This is a genomic window from Cyanobacteria bacterium GSL.Bin1 (genome assembly GCA_009909085.1).
Classification (GTDB): domain Bacteria; phylum Cyanobacteriota; class Cyanobacteriia; order Cyanobacteriales; family Rubidibacteraceae; genus Halothece.
In genome coordinates, this window is the sequence record JAAANX010000064.1 from 16797 (window position 1) to 37720 (window position 20924).

Genomic DNA, 20924 nt, shown 5'->3' on the forward strand with positions numbered 1-20924 from the left:
ATTGACAAATGACCCTCGATATTAGTAAAAAAAGAGACTGGTTGCGCGGTTGGACTCCGTCTATGCTTCGCAAACGCGCTCTTGAACTATTCATTTATCCAAGTGTTTGGGTAGCTGCCGCACTAGCTTCCTTAACCGCATTTGCGCAAGCGATGATGGGCTTAGAAACCGATTGGCGACCGCTCCTGTTTGTATTTCTTGTTGCACTCATTCCTTACAATCTAGATCGTCTTTTTGATGCCTATGTGCAACAGAGTCAAAATGCCGAAGCACAAGCCTATTTTCGCTCCAATTCTGGATTGTTAGCGTTACTTTTCGTTGCCATTGCTGGTGTGCTCACTTTATTTTGGTTGGCGCCGACAGCCGTGCGTTATGTCAGTTTAGCTGTGGTGTTTCCTTTGGTTTACGGCGCCCCTATTTTTCCGATTCGGAGAAAAAAACAGTGGCATTGGTATCGGTTGAAAGATATTCCCGGTTCTAAGGCTTGGATTGTTTGTACCATTATTACTTATGCCGCGATCGCGCTTCCTCTAGCTTATGCCGGAACTGAATTTGATCTCAGAGCCGGATTAACCACTTGTTTTATCTTCGCTTTTGAAGGGTCAAATGCCAACTTATTTGATGTGCGCGATTTAGAATCTGATGCGAAAAAAGGGGTATTAACTTTACCCTTACTGGTTGGTATTCAAGGCAGTCGAATGATTCTCACTTTAATGAATGTTCTCATGTTAGCCATTGTGATTGGCTATGGGGGAAGCTTGATGCTGCCCTTTTATCCGGCAATCTTGAGTGCAACGAGTGCAACGCTTATTTTAATCTGGACCGTTGATGAAAATACACCGCTGTTATTTTACGATTTAATTATTGATGGCTTGCTATTTCTTCCCATCCTCATTTATGGGTTGATTAGTTAAAGAAGTCTTTCAACAGTGATGACAAAAATTAATTAATCGACCCAACTTGTTTGCAAATTGAGCCGAAAAATGTTAAGATCAGCGGCTTATAGTTTCAGTATCTTTTCGATGGGTCACTAACCCCGACTATTTGCTGTCACAGCTTCCTCTTCCTCAGGTTGCACAATTCTCAGACTGGGGAAGAGAAAGTGGTTTTCTTCCACATATTGTGCTCCAAAGAGCCCTTTTTCTGCCCAGAAATACCGATCTGTGGTATGCTCATTTCGTCTGACGACAACAAGAGCAGGAGGAGCAATTCCTTTGGCAGAAATGTATTTTCTTGCTGCAGTGACTGGCTTATATTCCCCACTTTCGATATTATATTGAGGCACTAAGGAGAGGATTTTTCGTCCTTCCTGGCGACGACGACTTTTGCGTTTACGTTTTCTTGCCAAGTCCGTTACCTCCTAATTTTATTAATAAATGTAATGGCAGTTACAAAATTCGTGCCAATTATAGGTTGAACTGGCAAATTTTTCAAGCTCTATGGTTTTAAGGCTTGTAGGAGGTTGATGCCTTGCTAGGTCAGGCTCATATAGCGATCAAGTTGGTAACAATGACAACATTTCAGTTATTTATTTTAATTTTTCTTAATAATCCTTTTACTTAGGGGGAAGCGTTCTCTTCGATCAAAAATTTCCAAATTCGCTTTTCGTAAGCCGTGCCAGCAATAGCAGCAACATCATGATGATGCGCTGTTTCGACTAGCCAGAGTGCTTTACGACTCCTAGCCGCTTGATAGAGCATTTCGCTCATGTAAGCTGGCACCACTTGATCATCGGTACCATGGATAAAGAAAATTGGGATTTGTAAATCAGAAACTTTCTGGAGAGAATTAAAGCGTTGGGTGAGAAGCCAGTTAACCGGTAACCAACCATAGCCTTTTTCTTGGGTTGCCATATCGCGGATAGAGGTAAAAGAGCCTTCGATCACCAAGCCGGGAATGTGCGGTTGGCGAGTCGCTAGTTCTAGCGCGATCGCGCCTCCTAAAGAATGGCCAAATACATATAACTTGTCGGGAGGAACGCCCCGTTGTTCGATGAGATAGCGCCAAGCCGTTTCTGCATCTTCATACACCCGTTTCTCACTGGGAAACCGCCCTTGGCTCAAGCCATACCCCCGATAGTCAATTAAAAACACTGAAAACCCGATGGCATGGTAACGTTGCACCCGGGGAAGGTTGGAGCTGACATTGCCACCATTACCATGTAAATAGAGTAACACCGGTGCCTCTGCCGATTGAGCCGGAATCCACCAGCCATGAATTTTTTCTTCTAAAGCCACTGGAATTGTCACTGACTCGTAGGGTAAACCGTAGTCAGCAGGAGTCGCGACAAGCGGCTGACAGGGAACAAAAACAATCCGTCTTTGCGCGAGGACTAAACCTAAACAAGCGAGGATATACGCGATCGCGCCGATTTCGAGCAGATACATCAGAGACTTGAGCCAAGGAACAACGAAAACTTAGGACAAGGGAGGACGCTGCTTATGCCAATTTGTCGATTGTTCATAGGCATAAGCCGTTTGTAATAATTGATCCTCCCGTAATACATTAGCAATCAATTGCATGCCAATGGGTAAGCCCTGAGAATCAAATCCGCAAGGAAGATTCAAAGCGGGTAAACCCGCTAAATTAACAGGAACTGTCGTTAAATCTGACAGGTACATACTCAACGGATCATCCGTTTTCTCTCCTGCCTTAAAGGCAGTTGTGGGAACAGTCGGACAAACCAATAAATCAACCCTTGCAAAGGCTCTTTCAAAATCCTGTTTGATCAGCGTCCGCACTTTTTGCGCTTTCAGGTAATAGGCATCATAATAACCAGCAGAAAGGGTATAAGTGCCAACCATAATCCGTCGTTTCACTTCTGCTCCAAACCCTTGAGCGCGAGTTTTCGTATACATCGACAGTAAATTTTCTGCTTCCTCACTCCGTTGACCGTAGCGTACAGCATCGTAACGGGCTAGATTAGAAGACGCTTCCGAAGGCGCAATAATGTAATAGGCTGGTAGCCCATAACGGAAACGCGGACAAGAAACCTCCACCACTTCCGCCCCAATTGCTTCCAATTGCTCGATAGCAGCTTGCACCGCTGTTTTCACCTCTGCCGAGAGTCCTTCGCCAAAGGTTTCAGTAATGACCCCAACTTTCAGTTTCGGGCTTTTCGGCAATTCTGGTGTTAGATATTGGGTGTAATCAGGAATTTCAATATCAAGACTAGTGCTATCTGCCGAATCGTGACCCGCGATCGCGCTTAATAAAATTGCGGTATCTTCGACGGTGCGCCCGAACGGACCAATTTGATCCAAAGAAGAGGCAAACGCCACCAACCCAAACCGAGACACTAAACCGTAAGTGGGTTTTAATCCCACCACCCCGCAAAACGAAGCCGGTTGCCGAATCGAACCACCCGTATCTGATCCCAGTGCCACCACACATTCTTCCGCTGCCACCGCAGCAGCCGATCCCCCCGAAGATCCGCCTGGCACTCTCGATAAATCCCAGGGATTATTGGTGAGCATATAAGCGGAATTTTCCGTCGAACTGCCCATGGCGAATTCATCGAGATTCGTTTTCCCAACTAAAACTGAACCGGCTGCCTTTAGTTTCCCCGTGACGGTTGACTCATAAGGGGGGACAAAATTTTCTAAAATACGAGAGCCACAAGTCGTCGGCACTCCCGACATACACATATTATCTTTGACGGCAATGGGAATGCCTTCTAACAAACCAATGGATTCCCCTGCCGCAATTTTCTCATCCACTTTTTGAGCTGCTGTTTCTGCATCTTGCGCCATAATGTGAAGAAAACTATGCACCTTCTCTTCCACTGCTTCGATCCGAGCCAGCGTTTCCTTTGTCACCTCTAGTGCAGAGCGTTCCTTATTCACCAACTGTTGATGCAACTCTCGGATTGATGCCATACTGTTCCTTAAAATATAGACAGAAAAAACCTTCCCCAGATTATATCAACTAACCTGACAGGAAGTGGAAGACAAGGAGAGAGGGAGTTGGACAACTCATCAATCATGACCAATAACCGGTCTAACAGACACTTAGCAAACTAGCCATTGGTTATTCTCAGCAATGATTGAGAGGTGTTATAACCAGTAAAACATGACGCTATAGGAGAACAATTCAATTATGGAAGCAGAAGCCGTAGAAGTTGCAGAGCTGCCAAATATCTTAGTTGTCGGTTTATTTTTGATGTTTGGCGGTCGAGCTTATGCCCTTGCTCGCTATCTTCGTCTCCCTCGCGTCACTTTACTAGTGGTGTCAGGGATTATCATTGGTCCTTCCGTCCTCAACTTAGTTCCTGATGAAATTGTGGACCTGTTTCCCATCATGTCCTATATTGCCCTCTCCATGATTGCCTTTCGTTTGGGAGAAACTTTTATCAACTTTGATTTACTCAAAAGTGGTCCCCGCATTTTTACAATTTCTCTCGGGAAAACGATTGTTGCATCAACATTGGTATTTACGATTGCATACTTAATTCAGGATGACTTAGTGTTAGCACTCTTATTAGCTGGCTTAGCCCCTGCTTCAGCACCCGCAGCAACCCTTGACGTGATCAGTGAAACTAAGGCTAAAGGTGTGCTCACAGACACAATTATTCGCGTTCTTGCGGTTGATAATATTTTAGGAATCACGCTATTTAGTATTCTATTGGTTGTTGCCGAAATTTTTGCTGGTGCAGGTGATCCCACAGCAGAATTTTTATCGGGAGCATGGGAAATTGGCGGTGCTTTTCTCCTTGGCTTAGGCATTGGTTGGCCCATGGCACGTATAGCAGGAGGGTTAAAAAAGGGTAAACCCAGTTTATTAGAAATTACGGGTTTTCTTTTACTCTGTGCGGGTCTAGCCTATCAATTGCAAGTATCGTATCTTCTCGCCTGTATTGTTTTAGGAGCAACCGTTGCCAAAAACCGCACTCAACCGAAGCAAAATATCTTTTCCACAATTGAAGAAGTCAGCGAACCTTTTTTAGTGATTTTCTTCCTGCTTGCTGGTTGTGAACTCGATGTAACTGCCCTTGCTAGTTTAGGATTGATTGGTATTTTATATGTTTTCGCTCGTTGTCTCGGTTTTGTCATTGGCGGTGGGATTGCTGCACGTCTTGTGAAGGCTGAACCTGTTGTCCAAGAAAACATTGGTTGGAGTTTATTTCCCCAAGCAGGTGTCGCTTTGGGGTTAGCTGTCTTAACCTTGCCCCATTTTCCGGGTTTAGGTCAGTTTTTAGTCTCGATTATTGTCAGTACAACGGTAGTCTTTGAATTGTTCGGTCCCACAGTTACCCAATGGCGTTTATTCAAAGCGAAAGAAGCGGCAGAAGCAGTGGAAGCAACGGCTTCTGATGACCTGCCGTTTGTTCAAAAAAGTAAATAACTTGTTGGTGATTTGTCATTGATTTCCTGATTTAAAGATTCGTGGGATCTCTAATCCTTCAAGACAGATCATGCCAAAAACTATCTCAAGAAGGTGGTTATGATTGGTTTCAATCACTAAACTGAAAAAGTAAGAATAGATGAAATGGAATTAGAAAAATGGGAATTCAATTAACAACAGGACAACGCTTTTCTCTGAAAAAACAAGCTCCTGGTTTAAACGCATTACTTTGTGGTTTAGGGTGGGAATTAACACCAAAGAAAGGTTGGAAAAAGTTGTTTAAGCCAGATTTTGATCTCGATATTTCTGTTTTATGTTTAAACGAAGAAGATAAATTACAAAAAAGTAGCGATGTTGTTTATTATGGCAATCTTACTCATCCTTCGGGAGCGATTAGTCATTTAGGCGATAATTTAACTGGGGAACATATAACGCCAAACGCGACAGAAAAACACGAGGATGAGGATGAGGATGAAATTATGGATAAAGAACAAATTTTAATCACTCTTCCTCAAGTTCCCAAGCGGGTGCAAAAGTTACTGATTGTGGCAAATATTTATGAGTCTTCTGCTCGTCGCCAACATTTAGGACAAGTGGACAATGCTTATGTGCGTTTAGTAGATTTAGAACATGAAATTGAAATTGCCCGTTATAACTTGTCCAGTGATGATTGCTGCAGTATTGAAACAGGGATTATTTTAGCGGAAATCTACCGTCAACCCGATAACTATGAGCAATGGCAAGTGGAAGTCATTGCTAAAGGAATGAAGATTAATAGTTTACAAGAGTTAGTAGAACAGTATTCTTAATTTGAGTGGGAATGGGAAAAAACGCGATTGACCTATAAGGTCAGCGATGCTTCGCATCGATCGCAGAGAAATAGTGTTCCTGCCATAATACACAAAGGAATTGTTAATAAGTTTAAGAGGGGAACACTAATTAGAACTAGGCATAATAAACTAAAACTACCACTGGCGGGTAAGTTCAGATAAACCATTTTTAATTTTCCCCGGAAGGATAAACGGCGTCGTTCTAGGGTGCTATCAAAACAATCTAGACAGACTAAGGTGGCCGTCAGCGTAATTCCGCCAAGGGTTGTTATGGCACCACCGACACCGGGAATGAATCCGATCCCAAATAGAATCATTCCTACCATTAGTGCGAGCAGTAACTTTTTAATTTCAAAGAGTAAGGCTCGGGCAATATCTTTGAAAACACCCACATCAATAATGGTCACGTTACCGAGGCGTTGTTTTTCCACTTGCTCTGATAATTTGCCATACCAGGGGGAACCAATCACACTGCCAAACTGCAAAAGGACAAATCCAATTAGAACTAGTAAAACAAGGGTGAGCAGGGTTCGCAGTAACCAACTCAAAAAGAGGATGATATATTCTAGAAAACTTAACCAGTTGGGTAAGTCGGCGATGAGTTGGTCTAAACTTTGTGAGAGTTGTACGGTTAGGGCATCTACCCCCTGCCATCCCCAGTATAAGGAACTCCCGTAAAGGAGGATGCCTAGGATCAAGTTAACGAAAATTGGAATGATTAAATACTGCCATAAACGAGGCTTTTGCCAAAGCAGCGCGATCGCGCGTAAGGGATAAGTCGCACCTGTAACCAGTCCAAATCCGCTCAATACCCTCAACATCAGTTCCCCTCTCTTCAAGCTCACTGTAAATTACCATAGCAGTCTTGCCTAAATCCTGAAAACTTGCTAGAATTGTTTCCCGGAATGAAAAAATGCCAGCGTAGCTCAGTTGGTAGAGCAACTGACTTGTAATCAGTAGGTCAGGAGTTCGAGTCTCCTCGCTGGCTTGATTTTGAAAAATGTACAGTGACAGATTGTTGGATCATTATCTTGGGGTAATCCGAACGTTACAAAAAAAAGGGATTATTAAAAAGATGTACAATCTTGCAGAATACATCTTCCGCTACTAGAAGAACAAAAAGAGATAGTCAAGAGAGTAGAAACCTTATTCAAAAAATGCGACCTCATCGAACAACGCTACTAACAAGCCAAAGCCTACACCGATAAACTCACCCAATCCACCTTAGCCAAAGCCTTTCGAGGTGAATTAGTTCCGCAAGATCCCAAAGATGAACCCGCAGATGTGCTATTAGAAAAAATCAAAGCCGAAAAAGCAGAAAAGGAGTAGAAAACCAAACGGAAAACAACTAATTCAATATCTTAAGCAGGTTCTTGATACTCCGCCATCGCAGAAAAATATAAACTGCAGCGACGGGAACGGATTATGACGAAACTTTTCCCAGCGATTGATCGCTCCCCCCAATCCTGCCAAATTGGCCAAAGCAGCACAACTTAACTAGTCAACTATTTTCGCCAGGCTGCACTAGTACTTAACCAAGGAAGTTATGACAGGTGGAAAAGCTCTGGAATGATTGTTATGTCAATAGATCAGAAAGCAATTACCTGTCAAAATTAGTGTGGTGGAGGACTAGGGAGAGTAGAATAAGGAAAATCCTCCTCAAAGCTAGATTGAGACAATGGTAGAGCGAAGCTCCTTCTATATCGCGTAAGCGATTAGAAGAGGGTAGTTCACAATGACTTCATGTTGCATTGAGTGGTTGACCGATTTCATTTAAGGGTAAAGCATATCCGCCGGTGATTAAGTAAACTTCTGTTGCCATCTCGCCAATTCTGCGGGTTAAATCACCTAGTCGATCGCGAAAAACCTGTCCGCTTTTATACGCTGGAATGACGCCCCATCCCGTTTCTTCTCCCACTAAAATAACCTCAGCCGAGGTGGTCTCTAAACTCTCTAAAAAATGAGTAACCGTTTTTTCCCATCCTTGATCATCACTGGTTAAATAGTTGGCAACCCAGGTGCCCAGAGAGTCAATTAACACGCAATTGTCTCCTTTTTCCTGGTTTAAATAGGCGGCTAAAGCAGTGGGGATTTCTTGAGTTGACCAAGATTGAGGACGACGCTTGGCGTGCTTTTGCAGTTTTTCTTGCCAGGCTGAATCATCGGGATCCGCGATCGCGGTGGCAATGTAAGTAACAGGCTTTGCTGACGCTTTTGCCAACTTTTCTGCCCATTCACTTTTCCCAGAACTCGCTGGTCCAACAACGAGAATCACTCTTCCTTGCTTATTTTTTATGAGTTCCACTATTTCTATCCTAACGGTTTTAATACCAGATTTCAAAAGGCAAAATCTTAATAATTTCTTATTCATTCATGTTACGATATGTTGCAACTGCTGAAGGAGAAATCCGATTCAAATAGCGAAAAATCCAATACTTAAAAATCGTATCTAAAATCACAGGAAAGGTGGCAATAAACAAGAAATTAAATTCTCGATTTTCCGGTAAACCGAAGTGTCGTCCAATTTCTTCGAGAATCACTTCCCAGCCATGAGGAGAGTGATAGCCCACAAACATATCGGTTGACAGAATAATAATAAATGCTTTTGCCGAATCGCTTAAGCCATAAATAAATTCATCAATAAACGATTTGAGAACAGCAATTTGTTCTTTACTAAAATAAATCACTGCCCCAAATGCAATGACTGAACACAAATCAGCAATAATATTTTCAATGGCATTGGTACTGCGATGGCGATATTCGTGAGCAATCTCCACTGCCTTTTCTTTTACTTTTTTTTCCATCTCTTCGTCAGATAATTCCGGTTTTATCCCCAACATTTCTTGGAAGCGCAATGTCTCTTCAAAGTGCTGTAATTCCATAAGTGCTTCTTCTTCAAAATCACGATTAATAAATAACACCTGTTGCTCTTCATGAATGAAATAGGTTTCAATGATCGGAGCAATCACAAAAGTTTTCGTGATTTGATGGGTTAAAAGCGGAACAATAATTAAAATCAGTAAAAAGCGAATGGAAATTGCGGTTTTATCTCGAGAAGTCCGAAACGTTTTAACCACTTCTTCCTCAGCTTCGGAAGATTTCGGGTCAATTTCTCGTTTAATTCGGTTGAGTGTTCGCAGCAGCGATCGCGGTAAGACGCTTGTTTCATCAGAAATATTACGACTGCGCTCTGTCGAACTGGACGTCTGTTCTTTAATTGGCGATTTTTCTGATTTTTCTTCATAAGAAAATTTAACAGAACGTCCCGATGATTCTTGAGCATCAACGGTTAAGTTAGATTTGCCATTGGCTTTCTTTTTAGAATTACCCTGATTTTCATAGTGAAAAATCACCGATTCAACAAAGTTTAATTTCTCTAAAATAACCGCAGAATTTTTAAAGTATTTATTGCGGGGGAAATCTTGGGATGACCATTGAATAAAAGAGCGACTGCTTTTAAACTGTTTAAGCTTAGTTTTGGCAACTTGCAAGTTTTGATTAACTTCATTTTGAAAGTAAGCGATCACTTGTTCAGAATAAGATGCATTTTCAGGCTGAACTGGCTGCTGCTCAAAATATTCATCTTCGATGACTTTGATCATCAAAGCAGCACGGTAGGCTTGCTCTAAAATCTTTTCTGGGGGATCAGAAAACCATTGCTTTAAGTTACGAAACACTCTCGAAAGCTCCATGCAATCAATAATCAACCATCATAAAGGGACGCTATTCCACCTCACCGTTTCTTCGCAAAGGGGAAAGCAATTTTTTTTCGCGGTAAGCTAGAGAGCAGTTGCATCTGGGGGAATTTTAGCAAACATACATGGGAAGGGACTTTAAGACTTGGCTGACCGGTGATGCAGATACCGGTAAAACAACTCATTTGGTCGAAGCATTTAGCAAGTGGCTGGATACTCAGCCCGCTTCCGGTGCCGTGATCTTTGCTGCTAATAATACCACTCGCCGCCAACTGACTCAGCAATTAATTCGCGCGATTGGAAGTCAATATCCAGTTGTAGTGAAAACCCCACTGGGCTTTATTGAAGATGAGGTGAGCTTATTTTCCCCTCTGTGGTGGGAAACTCTCAACTTAACGCCTCAGTTTCCCCTGCGCTTGCGTTCCGAAACAGAACAAGACCTAGCTTTGAACCTGTGGCATGAGACGTTACTTGAGCAGGGGATGACCAATGCTAGAGCCCAAACACAGATAACTCGGATCATCCTTGATATTTTACAACTGGCTGGCGCCAGTGGAACGCCCTTAACTGAAATTCCCCAATTATTGAGTTCTCGACTCTCTCCAGAAGAAAAGGCAGCTTTGCGTGAAGGGAACGACGAAACCATTTTTCCCGTGATTGCTGAATTAATTAGACAGTGGCGAGACTGGTGTTTGACCCATGGTTTTTTGACGTATGGTTTAATTTACTATCTCTATGGGCAAGTTTTGCTGCCTGATGCGACTTACCAAGCCCATTTACAGCAGCGGTATGGTGCGATTTTTGCTGATGATGTGGATGACTATCCCGCGATCGCGCAAGATTTAGCGCGGTTGTTTTTGCGAGAGGAGACAACGGCTGTCTTTACATTTAACCCCAGTGGCAAAGTCCGATTAGGACTCGGTGCCGATCCAGAGGTTTGGGAAATCCTGGCTAATGAATGTGAAGTCATTTCTCTTTCTCCTTCTCCTCCGGCTTTATCCAGGGAACATCCACCGGATTTAATCCCGCTGGTGTTGGAAAAAGTGGTCGATCCCTCCGCCTTCACTGCCCTTCCGGAGTGCATTCAGCATCTGCCAAATCTTTCCCGTTCCCAGATGCTAAGGAATACAGCCCAAACCATTACGGCAGCGATTAAAACCGGAAACATTGCCCCAGAAGAGATTGCGATTATTGCCCCCGGTTTAGATGAAATTGCCCGTTATACCTTGATTAGACTTTTTACACAAGCGGGAATTCCCATCTCTCCCCTAAACGAACAACGCCCCCTGATTAGTTCTTCTTTAGTCCGCGCCCTGCTTACCCTGGCTTGTCTGGTCTATCCTGATTTGGGACGCTGGGTAGACAATAGCGCGATCGCGGAAATGTTGGTGGTTTTAACAGAACATTCTTCTCACAGTATAGACCCGGTTCGAGCGGGGCTCATTGCCGATTATTGTTATCAGGCTGATCCGAGTTCTCCCCGCTTACTCGATATTAAGACCTTCCCCCGTTGGGATCGCATTGGTTATCAAGCCCAAACCGCTTACAACCAACTGCGGGCTTGGATACAACAGCAGCAGGATCAGCAAACTTCTGGTCAAACCATCCATCTCGTTCGCTTTTTTAATCAAGCGATTCAACAGTTTCTCTGGAACGGAAATAACCTAACGGTTGCCGATCTCTCTAGCTTAAGAGAATTAACCGAAACGGCACAACACTATTTAGAAGTGCAAAAACGCATCGAAGAACCAGCAGAAATTCCAGTTGCTGAACGTGACTTAATTCAGCATTTTATCCAACTGATTAAACAAGGAACAATTACGGCTAATCCCTATCCTTTACCGGCTTTTGATCAGTCCTTTAAATCTGGCATTACCCTCTCGAATATCTTTCAATATCGTTCGCAACGGACGACGCATCGTTGGCAATTTTGGCTCGATGTGGGATCGCCTTTATGGTTAAAACAAGGAGCAGCCAATTTATTTGCTTCTTCTATTTTTCTGCGGAATCATCCCAGAAATCTGGATCTAGAAATGCCAGCGGAAGAACATCTGCAACGGATTTTAAAAGACTTATTAAATCGGGCGCAAGAAAGAGTGTGTTTATGTCAAAGTGATTTGGATGTCAATGGGACTGAACAAAATGGGATATTATTATCTCTAGTTCAAGCAAGCACGCCTTTACAAAATTAAAAGCCACCTGATTCAAGAGAACAAGCTAACTGTGTTTATTATTCTTCCTTTTCCAACTTATTTTCTCGCTGTATCAGAACCACAACCCCTTTTAGGTGAAGCCTGGCTAGATTTGATTGTTATCGCATTTATGTTTGTTTTATCAGGAGCATTTTCCGGTTCAGAAACGGCAATTACAGCTTTTGATAATTTAAAGCTTCGGGGTTTAATTCGAGAACAAGGGGATCCCAAAGGAACATTTCGTTTAGTTCTAGAAAATCGAACTCGTTTTATTATTACTCTCCTCCTAGGAAATAATTTAGTTAATAATTTTGCTGCGGTTTTAACCAGTAATTTATTTGCAATTTGGCTCGGTAATGCGGGATTAGGGATTGCGACTGCCATTGTCACAATTTTAGTTTTAATATTTGCTGAAATTACACCTAAATCTTTAGCAATTAATAATGTTTTATCAATTTTTAAGCTAGTTGTTCGTCCGATTTATTTATTATCAAGGGTTCTTTCTTTTCTCGGAATTATTTATCTGTTTGAAACCATCGCTCAATACACAGTACAGTTCTTTCAGAAATTGCTTGGACAAAATGATCAGCAAGGAGAATCCCTCACTGATTTACAGCTCATGATAGAGTTATTGGGAGGAAAAGGAAAACTTGATATTTATAAACATCAGTTATTAAATAAAGCCCTGATGTTGGATCAACTACGGGCTAAAGATGTGGTCAAGCCCCGCATTGCCATGCGAACGATTTCTCATCAGGGAACGTTAGAAGAATTAGTCAATCTTTGTTTAGATACGGGTTATTCTCGCATTCCGGTTCAAGGCGAATCAAAAGATGAAATTGTCGGAATTGTTCATTTGAAGGAAGCACTGCGTTTACTGCATAATCTTCCTGAAGAAAGTCGTAGCCAAGCTTTAGTAACGGAAGCGATGGCACCCCCTGTCTATATTCCAGAAACCAAACAAGTAGCGAGTATGCTGAAGGAAATGTTACAACAACGGCTACACATTGCCATTGTGGTCGATGAATATGGAGGAACAGTCGGCTTAGTGACCCTAGAAGATATTCTCGAAGAGTTGGTGGGAGAAATTTATGATGAAAGCGATTTTCCTCGTTATCGCCAGCGCAACAACGGAAAATCAAACTCTACTCAGTCACGCCGCCGCCGTTCCCAAGAAGGATAAGAAAAAACTTTGTTTGGAACCCTTCCCATTCCTGAAACCTTGTGCTAGTATTAATAATTGCGTGGAAAAACGGGTCGGTGCCCGAGTGGTTAATGGGGGCGGACTGTAAATTCGCTGGCTAAGCCTACGTTGGTTCAAATCCAACCCGGCCCACTCCTCCCCACGCCCGTGTAGCTCAGCGGTAGAGCACACCCTTGGTAAGGGTGAGGTCACGAGTTCAAGTCTCGTCACGGGCTTTTTCCTTTCCGGTTCTCGCTTCAATTTTGATGTATATTTACTAATTAATCGCGCAACTGATCATTATTTTCTTTTATTCCGAGTCTGATATCTTTTCCGTCTTGCCTTCAACATTATTCGGTAAAGGTTGTCCTGCTTCTAGATATTCCTCACAAATCATTTCAAAAACGTTGTTGAGTTCCAATCGTGCTTCTTCAGGATTTTTTCCCCACGCATGACAACCTTTAATTGCAGGAACATAAGCAACAAATGTTCCATTCTTGTCAGGGTGTAAAATAATTTTATCGTCCGTTAAGGCTTTCATTACTATTTTCTTGAATAGTGTCTTGATATCACTTAGCTTTAAAGCGCGATCGCGCGAGCGATGATTATCTTCTTTGATTCATTTTAATAGTATCTGTATTATTGTATTATTCTAGTAATTATTCGATGATCATTTCATTTCGCGATCAAGGTACAGAAGACATTTTTCAAGGTAAGCTAACTAAGCGAGCTTTAAAGAAGTGTCCCAAAAATTTGATCAAAAAAGCAGTAAAAAAACTAGTACTCCACAACACTAATTTTGATAGGTAATTGCTTTCTGATCTATTGACATAACAATTATTCCAGAGCTTTTCCACCTGTCATAACTTCCTTGGTTAAGTACTAGATATCATTGATTCTGCTGCTACCTTGGATAACTTACGAGTTCCTCCTGGCAACCAACTTGAAAAACTGCAAGGCGATCGCGCAAATCAGTACAGTATCAGATTGAACGAACAGTATCGAATTTGTTTTCGGTGGTTGGGAGAAAATGCAGAAGACGTAGAAATTGTTGATTATCACAGGTAGAAGAAATGATGGTTAGAGTTCCCACTGATAGACAACCCACTCATCCTGGTATCATCCTCTTAGAGGAGTTTCTCGAACCGATGGACATCACTAAACTTAGATTAGCACAAGAAAAGTTTGTTTGACTCAACAAGAGTGAAGGTTTCGTCAAACTCGCCTTATATCCAAGGGCTAAAGCTGCTTGGTTTTACGGCGACTCCTATAAAAGAGGGGAGGGAACCCTTCCCTGAGAAATGAATTTACCCGACAGAAGACGGTTCTGACTGAGTCACAGGAACACTGTCTAAAATAACTTGTGCCGCCCGTTCTCCAGAAATCGTTGCGCCTTCCATGCTATCGATGTAGTCTTGTTGGGTGTAGCTACCAGCCAGGAAGAAATTATCCACCGGGGTTTTTTGGTCAGGACGATAGACATCCATACCGGGTGCTTCGCGATAAAGCGATTGAGCCAGTTTCACAACACTATACCAAGTCATGTTTAACTCCCGGGAAGAGGGAAATAAATTGTGAACTTGTTCAAGGACATGCTGCGCGATCGCGCGATTGCTTTCTTTTATAAAGGGATCGCCAGGCGTTAGGACTAACTGCAATAATGACCCTTCTCCTTCCCGATAATAATCGGCAGGGCTGGTTAAAGCTAAATCGGCAAAACAAGAGAAATCCGCATCAGGTGTATAAAGGAGGTTATCAAGTCCTGCCGCTTCTTTTAATTGCTTTCGTTTCTCAGGATCTTGTAATTCTGTCACCCAGCCATCAAAGCGTAACTGCACGGTTGCGACAGGGACTGCCTCCAGTTTGTAAATATTATCGAATTGCGACCATTTGCGCCAATTTCCAGGAATTAAGCGTTTAATTCCAGGGACATCGCACGCAGCGACATAAGCATCAGCAATAATCGTTTCTGTTTCTTCCCCATTAGCGACAACAATACCGGTGACGGCAGTTTTGCCCGCTTTTTCTTCATATAGCACTTCTCGCACCCGACGACGGGTATAAATTTTTGCGCCTCTGGCTTCTAAGTAATCGATAATCGGTTGATGAAGATACTCTTGGGGTGAACCTTCCAACATCCGTAACACCGAGGCTTCGGTACGGGCAGCAAATAATTGGAAAATCGTCAACATACAACGTGCCGAGATATTTTCCGTATCAATAAACCCTAACGCATACGCAATGGGATTCCACATCCGCTTCAAACTGCCATCATTGCCACCATGAGAGCGAAACCAGTCCGCAAAACTAATTTTATCTAAATCACGGATGGTTTTCATTGCCCCATCCAAATCCACTAACCCCCTGACAATGGGGCTGGTGCCTAAAGCAAGGGAGTTCGCCATTTTGTCCATGGTAGACAGTTGCGAGGTAGTAAAAAAGGCTTTTAAGCCATTAAACGGCGCACCGGTAAGAAAGCGAAAATCCAGTTCTCCCACTTTCCCTCCTTCATTGATAAAGGTGTGGGTGTGTTCTTTCAGGCGTAAATGCGCGATCGCGCCCACTTTTTCCATTAACTTAAACAGGTGGTAATAACAGCCAAAAAAGACATGCAATCCCATTTCCAGATGATTGCCATCAGCATCCACCCAACTGCCCACTTTGCCACCAACAAAGGGACGAGATTCATAAATTTCCACATCCCATCCCGCATCGGCTAAATTGACCGCTGTCGAAAGTCCAGCTAAACCGGCACCAACAATTGCAACTCGCATCCCGCTTCTTTTTATCCTTCTCTAGCGTTTTCTCATATTGTAAAAAAAAATTAACATTAATGGTGTAGAAGGTTTACCAACCGAAGGAACGAATTGATCAACGGTCACCTTGATTGAAGACAGATGCCTTCCTAAATGGAAGGCGTAATTTTGGACTCCACCTCTCTTGTTAAGATTAATACCAGATGAATTGGAGAGAAAACTACGAGTTATACCCCACCCCTCGCTCGTTTAATTGAGCGGTTGCAAGGCTTACCGGGTGTCGGACCCAAAACCGCTCAACGTCTAGCATTTCACATCCTCAAACGACCGGATCAAGAAGTTGAAGCCCTTGCCAATGCCCTCATTGAAGCAAAAAAACAAATTGGACTGTGTCGGGTTTGCTTTCACCTCAGTGCTGACTCCGTTTGTGAAATTTGCCGCAATCCTAACCGTGATGATAGTACCATTTGTGTCGTTCCTGAGTCTCGTGATGTGATTGCCTTGGAAAAAACCCGCGAATATTCTGGGAAATACCATGTGCTTGGCGGTATTATTTCCCCCATGGATGGCATTGGTCCCGAACAGTTACATATTCAGCCTTTAGTAGAACGGGTGAGTCAACAGCAAGTTAAAGAAGTCATTCTTGCTATTAGTCCTAGCGTAGAAGGAGATACGACCACCTTATATCTGGGTCAATTGTTAAAACCGTTTACTCGTGTCACTCGTATTGCCTTTGGTTTGCCAATGGGGGGGGATTTGGAATATGCTGATGAAGTTACGTTGGCACGGGCTTTAGAAGGACGACGAGAGTTAGAGTAATGTCACTAGCAAGGGAAAAGTTTACTCAGGAAATGACACTGCCGGATCATGAGATTGATTTGGCAAAGGTTGCACTCTACATTGCCCAAGAGGAAACCCCTAATTTAGACATTGATTCCTATTTAACCCAGCTTGATGAATGGGCGCAACAGGTGCAAGCATTATTTCCGGTGGAACGGTATCCCTTGCGGGTAATTCAAGCCCTGAACCAAGTTTTATACGAAGATTTGGGCTTTCACGGGAACGAAGAAGATTATTACGATCCGCGCAATAGTTTCCTGAATGAGGTTATTGAACGTCGCACTGGCATTCCCATTACGTTGGCGCTGGTTTATTTAGAAGTGGCGCGTCGTATTGATTTTCCGATGGTGGGCATTGGGATGCCGGGTCACTTTTTAATTCGTCCCCAGTTTAAAGATGCGGGCATTTTTGTGGATGCCTTTCATAAGGGAGAGGTGTTGTTTCCGCAAGATTGTGAGGAACGATTACAAGAAATTTATCAGCAACCGATCGCGCTCGAACCCGAATTCTTAGAAGCCGTCAGCAAACAGGAATTGATTGCCCGGATGCTGACGAATCTCAAACTCATTTATATTAACCACCAAGATTTAGAGCGGGCATTGAGTATTATTGAACGTCTATTGCTCGTATTTCCCGATGCCATTACCGAACAGCGCGATCGCGGACTTTTATCCTATCAGTTGGGACGGCTTCCCCAAGCCATTGCCGATCTCAAAACCTATCTCGCTCATTTTCCAGAAGCCTCTGATGCTGCCATGATTCAACTGCTACTCCGCCAAATTACCCCCAGTGAGAATGAGGAGGAGTAAGCAGCGCTCAGTTTATTTTGCTTCGCGTGGGCTATGCCCTACATCCTTTGTTCTTGATAGTTACAAGCCAGTTAATAACTAATGACTAATAACCAATGACCAATGACCAATGACTAATGACCAATCATTTAAATCCACTCTGAATATAGAGTGCTTCTGCCACTCGTTTCAAGCGACGCAACTGCGCCGCCATATCTTGTTCCGTTAAACGAGCAGCAAAGAGGTCAAAGCCAATTCTGATCAGCGGATTCGGAATTTTAAATTCAAAGCGATTAATCAGTTTGGTGCCATCTCGATTCGGCTCACATTCCCAGCGATCGCGCCCTTGAAAAAAGCCCACAAATTCCCAGACAATCAACCCTGGTTCTCGCTCGACCACAGTATTTTTGAGGGTGGGTTGGATGCCTGGCAAATCAATAATAAAACGGCTGCGACTGCCGAGTTTCGTATCCCACTCTCCGATGGGTTCACAGCGTAAACGAGGGTTCAACCAACGGTGCATTAAATTGATATCACTAATGCATTGTTCAACAATAACGGCACTGGCATTAATCTGTATCGATTGTTCAAATACTTTATAGTCTCTCATTAATAGTAACGCTAAGACAGCAAATTTTTTCACTTCCCATCAATTCTAGAAAATCTTGAATTTAGCATTTGTTAATTTTTGATTGCACCCACAAAACCTATAAGAATTTTTAGATTTAATAAAGACACACGATAAGTAAATTAATTTTAGAAGTTGTATTTTTTTGCTTTAATGTTGGAGAAAGAGATTTTCATACTAAAATAAAGCCAATTCATTGATGAATGGCATTTTTGCCTAAACTCATCTGAATCCTTCTATAGAATGAGTTTTAATCTCAAAATATGAGTTTTAATCTCACAATCAGTGTACAAACCTAAACCTAACCTAGAAAAATGATTCTCTCTAATCCATCAACGGTATTAACACGACCACCAATTTTACTGGCACAGAACAGTATTGGTGAGTTGCTGACGCAAGTCTTACAAGATTCTAGAAGTTTTGTTTACGCGATCATTATCTTAGTCGTCGGATGGCTCGTTGCTTGGGCTGTTGCTGCCACCATCCGCGGTCTTCTGAAACGTACCGAACTCGATAATCGGATTGCCACTTGGCTCACGGGACAAGAGGGAGGGGAACCGATTCCCATCGAAAAATGGACAGCAGATGTGGTGTACTGGCTGATTCTGCTCTTTGTCATTGTGGCTGCCCTGCAACGACTGCAACTCGAGGCGGTTTCTGAGCCTTTAAACACCCTACTTAACGAAATTACCGGCTTCTTACCCCAAATTGGTGCTGCTGCGATCCTGATTGGTGTTGCTTGGTTAATTGCGACCTTGGTCAAAGTTGTCGTTGTTCGGGTTTTGCGAACCTTCAACCTCGATCAGCGTTTTGGAGAGCAAGTAGGGACAACTGATAGTGAGCTGACTCTGAGTGAAACCATTGGCAATACTCTTTATTGGTTTATTTTCTTACTGTTCCTCCCTTCCATTCTCAGTACCCTACAACTTGAAGGAACGTTACGTCCGGTTCAAGAATTGGTGAACCGTATTCTCTCAATTCTTCCTAATGTGTTAGCAGCCTTCTTAATTGTCTTCATTGGTTGGCTAATTGCGCAAGTGGTCAGGAGAATTGTAACGAATCTTTTAGCGAGTACCGGTTCCGATCAATTGGGAAGTCGCTTTGGTTTGTCAGGAACTGATGAAACCCAATCGTTATCTTGGATTATTGGCACTTTGGTTTATGTGTTGATTTTAATTCCCGTCGTCATTGCCGGGTTAGAAGCACTGAAAGTGCAAGCGATTTCTCAGCCTGCCATTGCAATGTTGAATCAGATTCTCAACGCTTTCCCCAAGATCTTTACGGCTGGGCTAGTGCTGATTATTTCCTATTTCCTAGCCCAGTATATTTGTGAATTTGTCAGTAACATTCTGTCGAACATTGGATTTGACAATCTCTTTTCCTGGTTGGGCTTACAACGCACTCAAGAAGAAGGAGAAGCCGAAACTGTTCTCACGCAAGAAACCCAAGAACGTACTGCAACTTCCGGTATTCAGCAGCGCACCCCATCAGAGCTGATGGGCATTATTACCTTAGTCGGAATTATGCTGTTTGCCACCCTAGCCGCGGTGAATATTCTAGATATTCCAGCGTTAACTGAGTTGGTCAGTGGCATTGTTTTAGTTTCAGGTAAAATCATTGCTGGCTTGATTATCTTTGCAGTCGGTTTATATTTTGCCAATCTTGCCTTCAACCTTATTGTCAGCTCTGGAATGCAGCAGAGTCGGACCCTCGCACAAGCGGCTCGGATTGTGATTATTGCCTTTAGCTTGGCAATGGGACTGCAACAGATGGGAATTGCGCCTAATATCGTCAATTTAGCGTTTGGCTTACTTTTAGGGTCCATTGCTGTCGCGATCGCGCTGGCGTTCGGTTTAGGATCTCGCGAGATTGCCGCCGAACAAGTGCGGGAATGGCTGAATAACTTCAAGTCTTCTCGAAATAATTATTGATTCGTGCAGTCAACGGTTACCCCTCTTGTCTTTCTTAAGACCTTATTGAGAGGGCGATCTAGAAACATTAAGCGGTTAACTATGATGAGCTGCATCCCTTAACTCCCCATACGGTTAAAAATTTAACAGATGTGAGCAAGAATTCCCCCATCTACTTCGTTGAGATGGGGGATGAAGCGCGAACTTAGAACACAAACTAACTAACAAGTCGGTGCTACTTCAGTTTAAAATTGAGGAGCAAGCCTCAAAACAAGGAGTGCAATCGTTGATGGCAGTTAAAAAACAATACAATAGCTTTTCCGAACTCCTAGCCGAGTCTTCGACACCAGTTTTAGTTGATTTTTATGCAACCTGGTGTGGCCCCTGTCAAATGATGTCCCCAGTCTTAGATGCCGTGAAAAAGCAGTTTCATGACCGTTTAACCGTCGTCAAAATCGACACCGATAAATATCCTCATCTTGCTTCTGAGTATCACATTCTTGCTTTACCAACGTTAATTTTGTTTAAAGCGGGTCAACCGGCTCAACGGTTTGAAGGGATGAGAAGCAGTGAACAACTCAGTTCGGAGTTAGAACCATTGCTTTAAGTGGGTGATTTGGGATTTAGGATTAATTTGTTTTTCCTTCAACAAAAGATCCGTGGGACTCCCCCACCTCGGAACAGGTGGGGGAGGAAAGCGGGTGAGTCGATACCGCTCGATGCGGTTGAGACTCACATTTTCTTAGGCTACACATAAGC

19 protein-coding genes, 3 tRNA genes and 2 pseudogenes are annotated in these 20924 nt (G+C 43.0%); 15 read left to right on the plus strand and 9 right to left on the minus strand.

The window, feature by feature from the left end:
- Positions 1-8: 8 nt before the first annotated feature.
- A complete protein-coding gene (locus GVY04_07625) occupies positions 9-914 on the plus strand; it encodes a prenyltransferase (protein ID NBD16010.1) in 906 nt (301 codons plus the stop codon).
- Between the two features lie 116 nt (positions 915-1030).
- Here GVY04_07625 and GVY04_07630 read toward each other — a convergent pair whose 3' ends face one another.
- From GVY04_07630 to gatA, 3 genes are all read right to left on the minus strand, one after another.
- Positions 1031-1348, minus strand: a complete 318-nt coding sequence (locus tag GVY04_07630) for a DUF3155 domain-containing protein (protein ID NBD16011.1) — start codon at positions 1346-1348, stop codon at positions 1031-1033.
- Positions 1349-1559: 211 nt separating this feature from the next.
- Positions 1560-2387 (minus strand): alpha/beta fold hydrolase, encoded by an 828-nt coding sequence (locus GVY04_07635; GenBank protein ID NBD16012.1) that lies wholly within the window; start codon positions 2385-2387, stop codon positions 1560-1562.
- Between the two features lie 30 nt (positions 2388-2417).
- On the minus strand, positions 2418-3878 hold the full coding sequence (gatA, locus tag GVY04_07640) for an Asp-tRNA(Asn)/Glu-tRNA(Gln) amidotransferase subunit GatA (GenBank protein NBD16013.1): 1461 nt from the start codon (positions 3876-3878) through the stop codon (positions 2418-2420).
- A gap of 220 nt (positions 3879-4098) precedes the next feature.
- On the opposite strand from gatA, the gene GVY04_07645 reads away from it, so the two are divergent.
- Complete coding sequence (locus GVY04_07645) at positions 4099-5343, plus strand: potassium transporter Kef (GenBank protein NBD16014.1); 1245 nt, start codon at positions 4099-4101, stop codon at positions 5341-5343.
- 158 nt (positions 5344-5501) lie between these two features.
- A complete protein-coding gene (locus GVY04_07650; protein ID NBD16015.1) occupies positions 5502-6152 on the plus strand; it encodes a TerD family protein in 651 nt (216 codons plus the stop codon).
- 32 nt (positions 6153-6184) lie between these two features.
- Here GVY04_07650 and GVY04_07655 read toward each other — a convergent pair whose 3' ends face one another.
- Positions 6185-6994 carry a hypothetical protein gene (locus tag GVY04_07655; GenBank protein ID NBD16016.1) on the minus strand — a complete coding sequence of 270 codons (810 nt, stop codon included), beginning with the start codon at positions 6992-6994 and terminating at the stop codon, positions 6185-6187.
- Between the two features lie 94 nt (positions 6995-7088).
- Between GVY04_07655 and GVY04_07660 the strand changes: the two genes are divergently transcribed.
- Positions 7089-7161 (plus strand) — tRNA-Thr (locus GVY04_07660).
- Between the two features lie 104 nt (positions 7162-7265).
- Positions 7266-7502 (plus strand): annotated as a pseudogene (locus tag GVY04_07665) (hypothetical protein).
- A gap of 412 nt (positions 7503-7914) precedes the next feature.
- Here the strand turns inward: GVY04_07665 and cobU are convergent.
- Both cobU and pxcA read right to left on the minus strand, forming a co-directional pair.
- Positions 7915-8544, minus strand: a complete 630-nt coding sequence (gene cobU / locus GVY04_07670) for a bifunctional adenosylcobinamide kinase/adenosylcobinamide-phosphate guanylyltransferase (GenBank protein ID NBD16017.1) — start codon at positions 8542-8544, stop codon at positions 7915-7917.
- The gene (gene pxcA, locus GVY04_07675; protein ID NBD16018.1) at positions 8537-9865 is read right to left on the minus strand and encodes a proton extrusion protein PcxA; all 1329 of its coding nucleotides are present in this window, start codon (positions 9863-9865) and stop codon (positions 8537-8539) included. The genes cobU and pxcA overlap by 8 nt, the downstream gene beginning before the upstream one ends.
- A 128-nt stretch (positions 9866-9993) precedes the next feature.
- Here pxcA and GVY04_07680 point away from each other — a divergent pair, with 128 nt between their 5' ends.
- From GVY04_07680 to GVY04_07695, 4 genes are all read left to right on the plus strand, one after another.
- On the plus strand, positions 9994-12060 hold the full coding sequence (locus GVY04_07680) for a hypothetical protein (GenBank protein ID NBD16019.1): 2067 nt from the start codon (positions 9994-9996) through the stop codon (positions 12058-12060).
- 31 nt (positions 12061-12091) lie between these two features.
- Complete coding sequence (locus GVY04_07685; protein ID NBD16020.1) at positions 12092-13243, plus strand: DUF21 domain-containing protein; 1152 nt, start codon at positions 12092-12094, stop codon at positions 13241-13243.
- Between the two features lie 71 nt (positions 13244-13314).
- Positions 13315-13396: transfer RNA gene (locus GVY04_07690), tRNA-Tyr, on the plus strand.
- A gap of 11 nt (positions 13397-13407) precedes the next feature.
- Positions 13408-13479 (plus strand) — tRNA-Thr (locus tag GVY04_07695).
- 74 nt (positions 13480-13553) lie between these two features.
- Here GVY04_07695 and GVY04_07700 read toward each other — a convergent pair.
- Positions 13554-13784 (minus strand): type II toxin-antitoxin system HicB family antitoxin, encoded by a 231-nt coding sequence (locus tag GVY04_07700; GenBank protein ID NBD16021.1) that lies wholly within the window; start codon positions 13782-13784, stop codon positions 13554-13556.
- A 347-nt stretch (positions 13785-14131) separates the two neighbouring features.
- On the opposite strand from GVY04_07700, the gene GVY04_07705 reads away from it, so the two are divergent.
- A complete protein-coding gene (locus tag GVY04_07705) occupies positions 14132-14311 on the plus strand; it encodes an excinuclease ABC subunit A (GenBank protein NBD16022.1) in 180 nt (59 codons plus the stop codon).
- An 8-nt stretch (positions 14312-14319) separates the two neighbouring features.
- A pseudogene (locus GVY04_07710) lies at positions 14320-14421 on the plus strand (addiction module antidote protein, HigA family).
- A gap of 129 nt (positions 14422-14550) precedes the next feature.
- On the opposite strand, the gene zds reads toward GVY04_07710, so the two are convergent.
- Positions 14551-16017, minus strand: coding sequence for a 9,9'-di-cis-zeta-carotene desaturase (gene zds, locus GVY04_07715; GenBank protein ID NBD16023.1), 1467 nt, complete (start codon positions 16015-16017; stop codon positions 14551-14553).
- 189 nt (positions 16018-16206) lie between these two features.
- Between zds and recR the strand changes: the two genes are divergently transcribed.
- Together recR and GVY04_07725 are read left to right on the plus strand one after the other, a co-directional pair.
- Positions 16207-16818, plus strand: coding sequence for a recombination protein RecR (gene recR, locus GVY04_07720; GenBank protein NBD16024.1), 612 nt, complete (start codon positions 16207-16209; stop codon positions 16816-16818).
- The gene (locus GVY04_07725; GenBank protein NBD16025.1) at positions 16818-17648 is read left to right on the plus strand and encodes a tetratricopeptide repeat protein; all 831 of its coding nucleotides are present in this window, start codon (positions 16818-16820) and stop codon (positions 17646-17648) included. Before recR ends, GVY04_07725 begins: the two co-directional genes overlap by 1 nt.
- A 124-nt stretch (positions 17649-17772) precedes the next feature.
- Here GVY04_07725 and GVY04_07730 read toward each other — a convergent pair whose 3' ends face one another.
- Positions 17773-18237, minus strand: a complete 465-nt coding sequence (locus GVY04_07730) for an SRPBCC family protein (GenBank protein NBD16026.1) — start codon at positions 18235-18237, stop codon at positions 17773-17775.
- 332 nt (positions 18238-18569) lie between these two features.
- On the opposite strand from GVY04_07730, the gene GVY04_07735 reads away from it, so the two are divergent.
- Positions 18570-20186, plus strand: coding sequence for a mechanosensitive ion channel (locus GVY04_07735; GenBank protein ID NBD16027.1), 1617 nt, complete (start codon positions 18570-18572; stop codon positions 20184-20186).
- A gap of 268 nt (positions 20187-20454) precedes the next feature.
- The gene (gene trxA, locus GVY04_07740; GenBank protein NBD16028.1) at positions 20455-20772 is read left to right on the plus strand and encodes a thioredoxin; all 318 of its coding nucleotides are present in this window, start codon (positions 20455-20457) and stop codon (positions 20770-20772) included.
- Positions 20773-20924 lie beyond the last annotated feature (152 nt).

Bases quoted from the DNA above. Each gene is read 5' to 3' on its own strand.
- GVY04_07625 (NBD16010.1), top strand. From the start codon at position 9: ATGACCCTCGATATTAGTAAAAAAAGAGACTGGTTGCGCGGTTGGACT.
- GVY04_07635 (NBD16012.1), bottom strand. From the start codon at position 2,387: ATGTATCTGCTCGAAATCGGCGCGATCGCGTATATCCTCGCTTGTTTA.
- gatA (NBD16013.1), bottom strand. From the start codon at position 3,878: ATGGCATCAATCCGAGAGTTGCATCAACAGTTGGTGAATAAGGAACGC.
- GVY04_07645 (NBD16014.1), top strand. From the start codon at position 4,099: ATGGAAGCAGAAGCCGTAGAAGTTGCAGAGCTGCCAAATATCTTAGTT.
- GVY04_07650 (NBD16015.1), top strand. From the start codon at position 5,502: ATGGGAATTCAATTAACAACAGGACAACGCTTTTCTCTGAAAAAACAA.
- GVY04_07655 (NBD16016.1), bottom strand. From the start codon at position 6,994: ATGTTGAGGGTATTGAGCGGATTTGGACTGGTTACAGGTGCGACTTAT.
- cobU (NBD16017.1), bottom strand. From the start codon at position 8,544: ATGAATAAGAAATTATTAAGATTTTGCCTTTTGAAATCTGGTATTAAA.
- pxcA (NBD16018.1), bottom strand. From the start codon at position 9,865: ATGGAGCTTTCGAGAGTGTTTCGTAACTTAAAGCAATGGTTTTCTGAT.
- GVY04_07680 (NBD16019.1), top strand. From the start codon at position 9,994: ATGGGAAGGGACTTTAAGACTTGGCTGACCGGTGATGCAGATACCGGT.
- GVY04_07700 (NBD16021.1), bottom strand. From the start codon at position 13,784: ATGAAAGCCTTAACGGACGATAAAATTATTTTACACCCTGACAAGAAT.
- zds (NBD16023.1), bottom strand. From the start codon at position 16,017: ATGCGAGTTGCAATTGTTGGTGCCGGTTTAGCTGGACTTTCGACAGCG.
- GVY04_07725 (NBD16025.1), top strand. From the start codon at position 16,818: ATGTCACTAGCAAGGGAAAAGTTTACTCAGGAAATGACACTGCCGGAT.
- GVY04_07730 (NBD16026.1), bottom strand. From the start codon at position 18,237: ATGAGAGACTATAAAGTATTTGAACAATCGATACAGATTAATGCCAGT.
- GVY04_07735 (NBD16027.1), top strand. From the start codon at position 18,570: ATGATTCTCTCTAATCCATCAACGGTATTAACACGACCACCAATTTTA.
- trxA (NBD16028.1), top strand. From the start codon at position 20,455: ATGGCAGTTAAAAAACAATACAATAGCTTTTCCGAACTCCTAGCCGAG.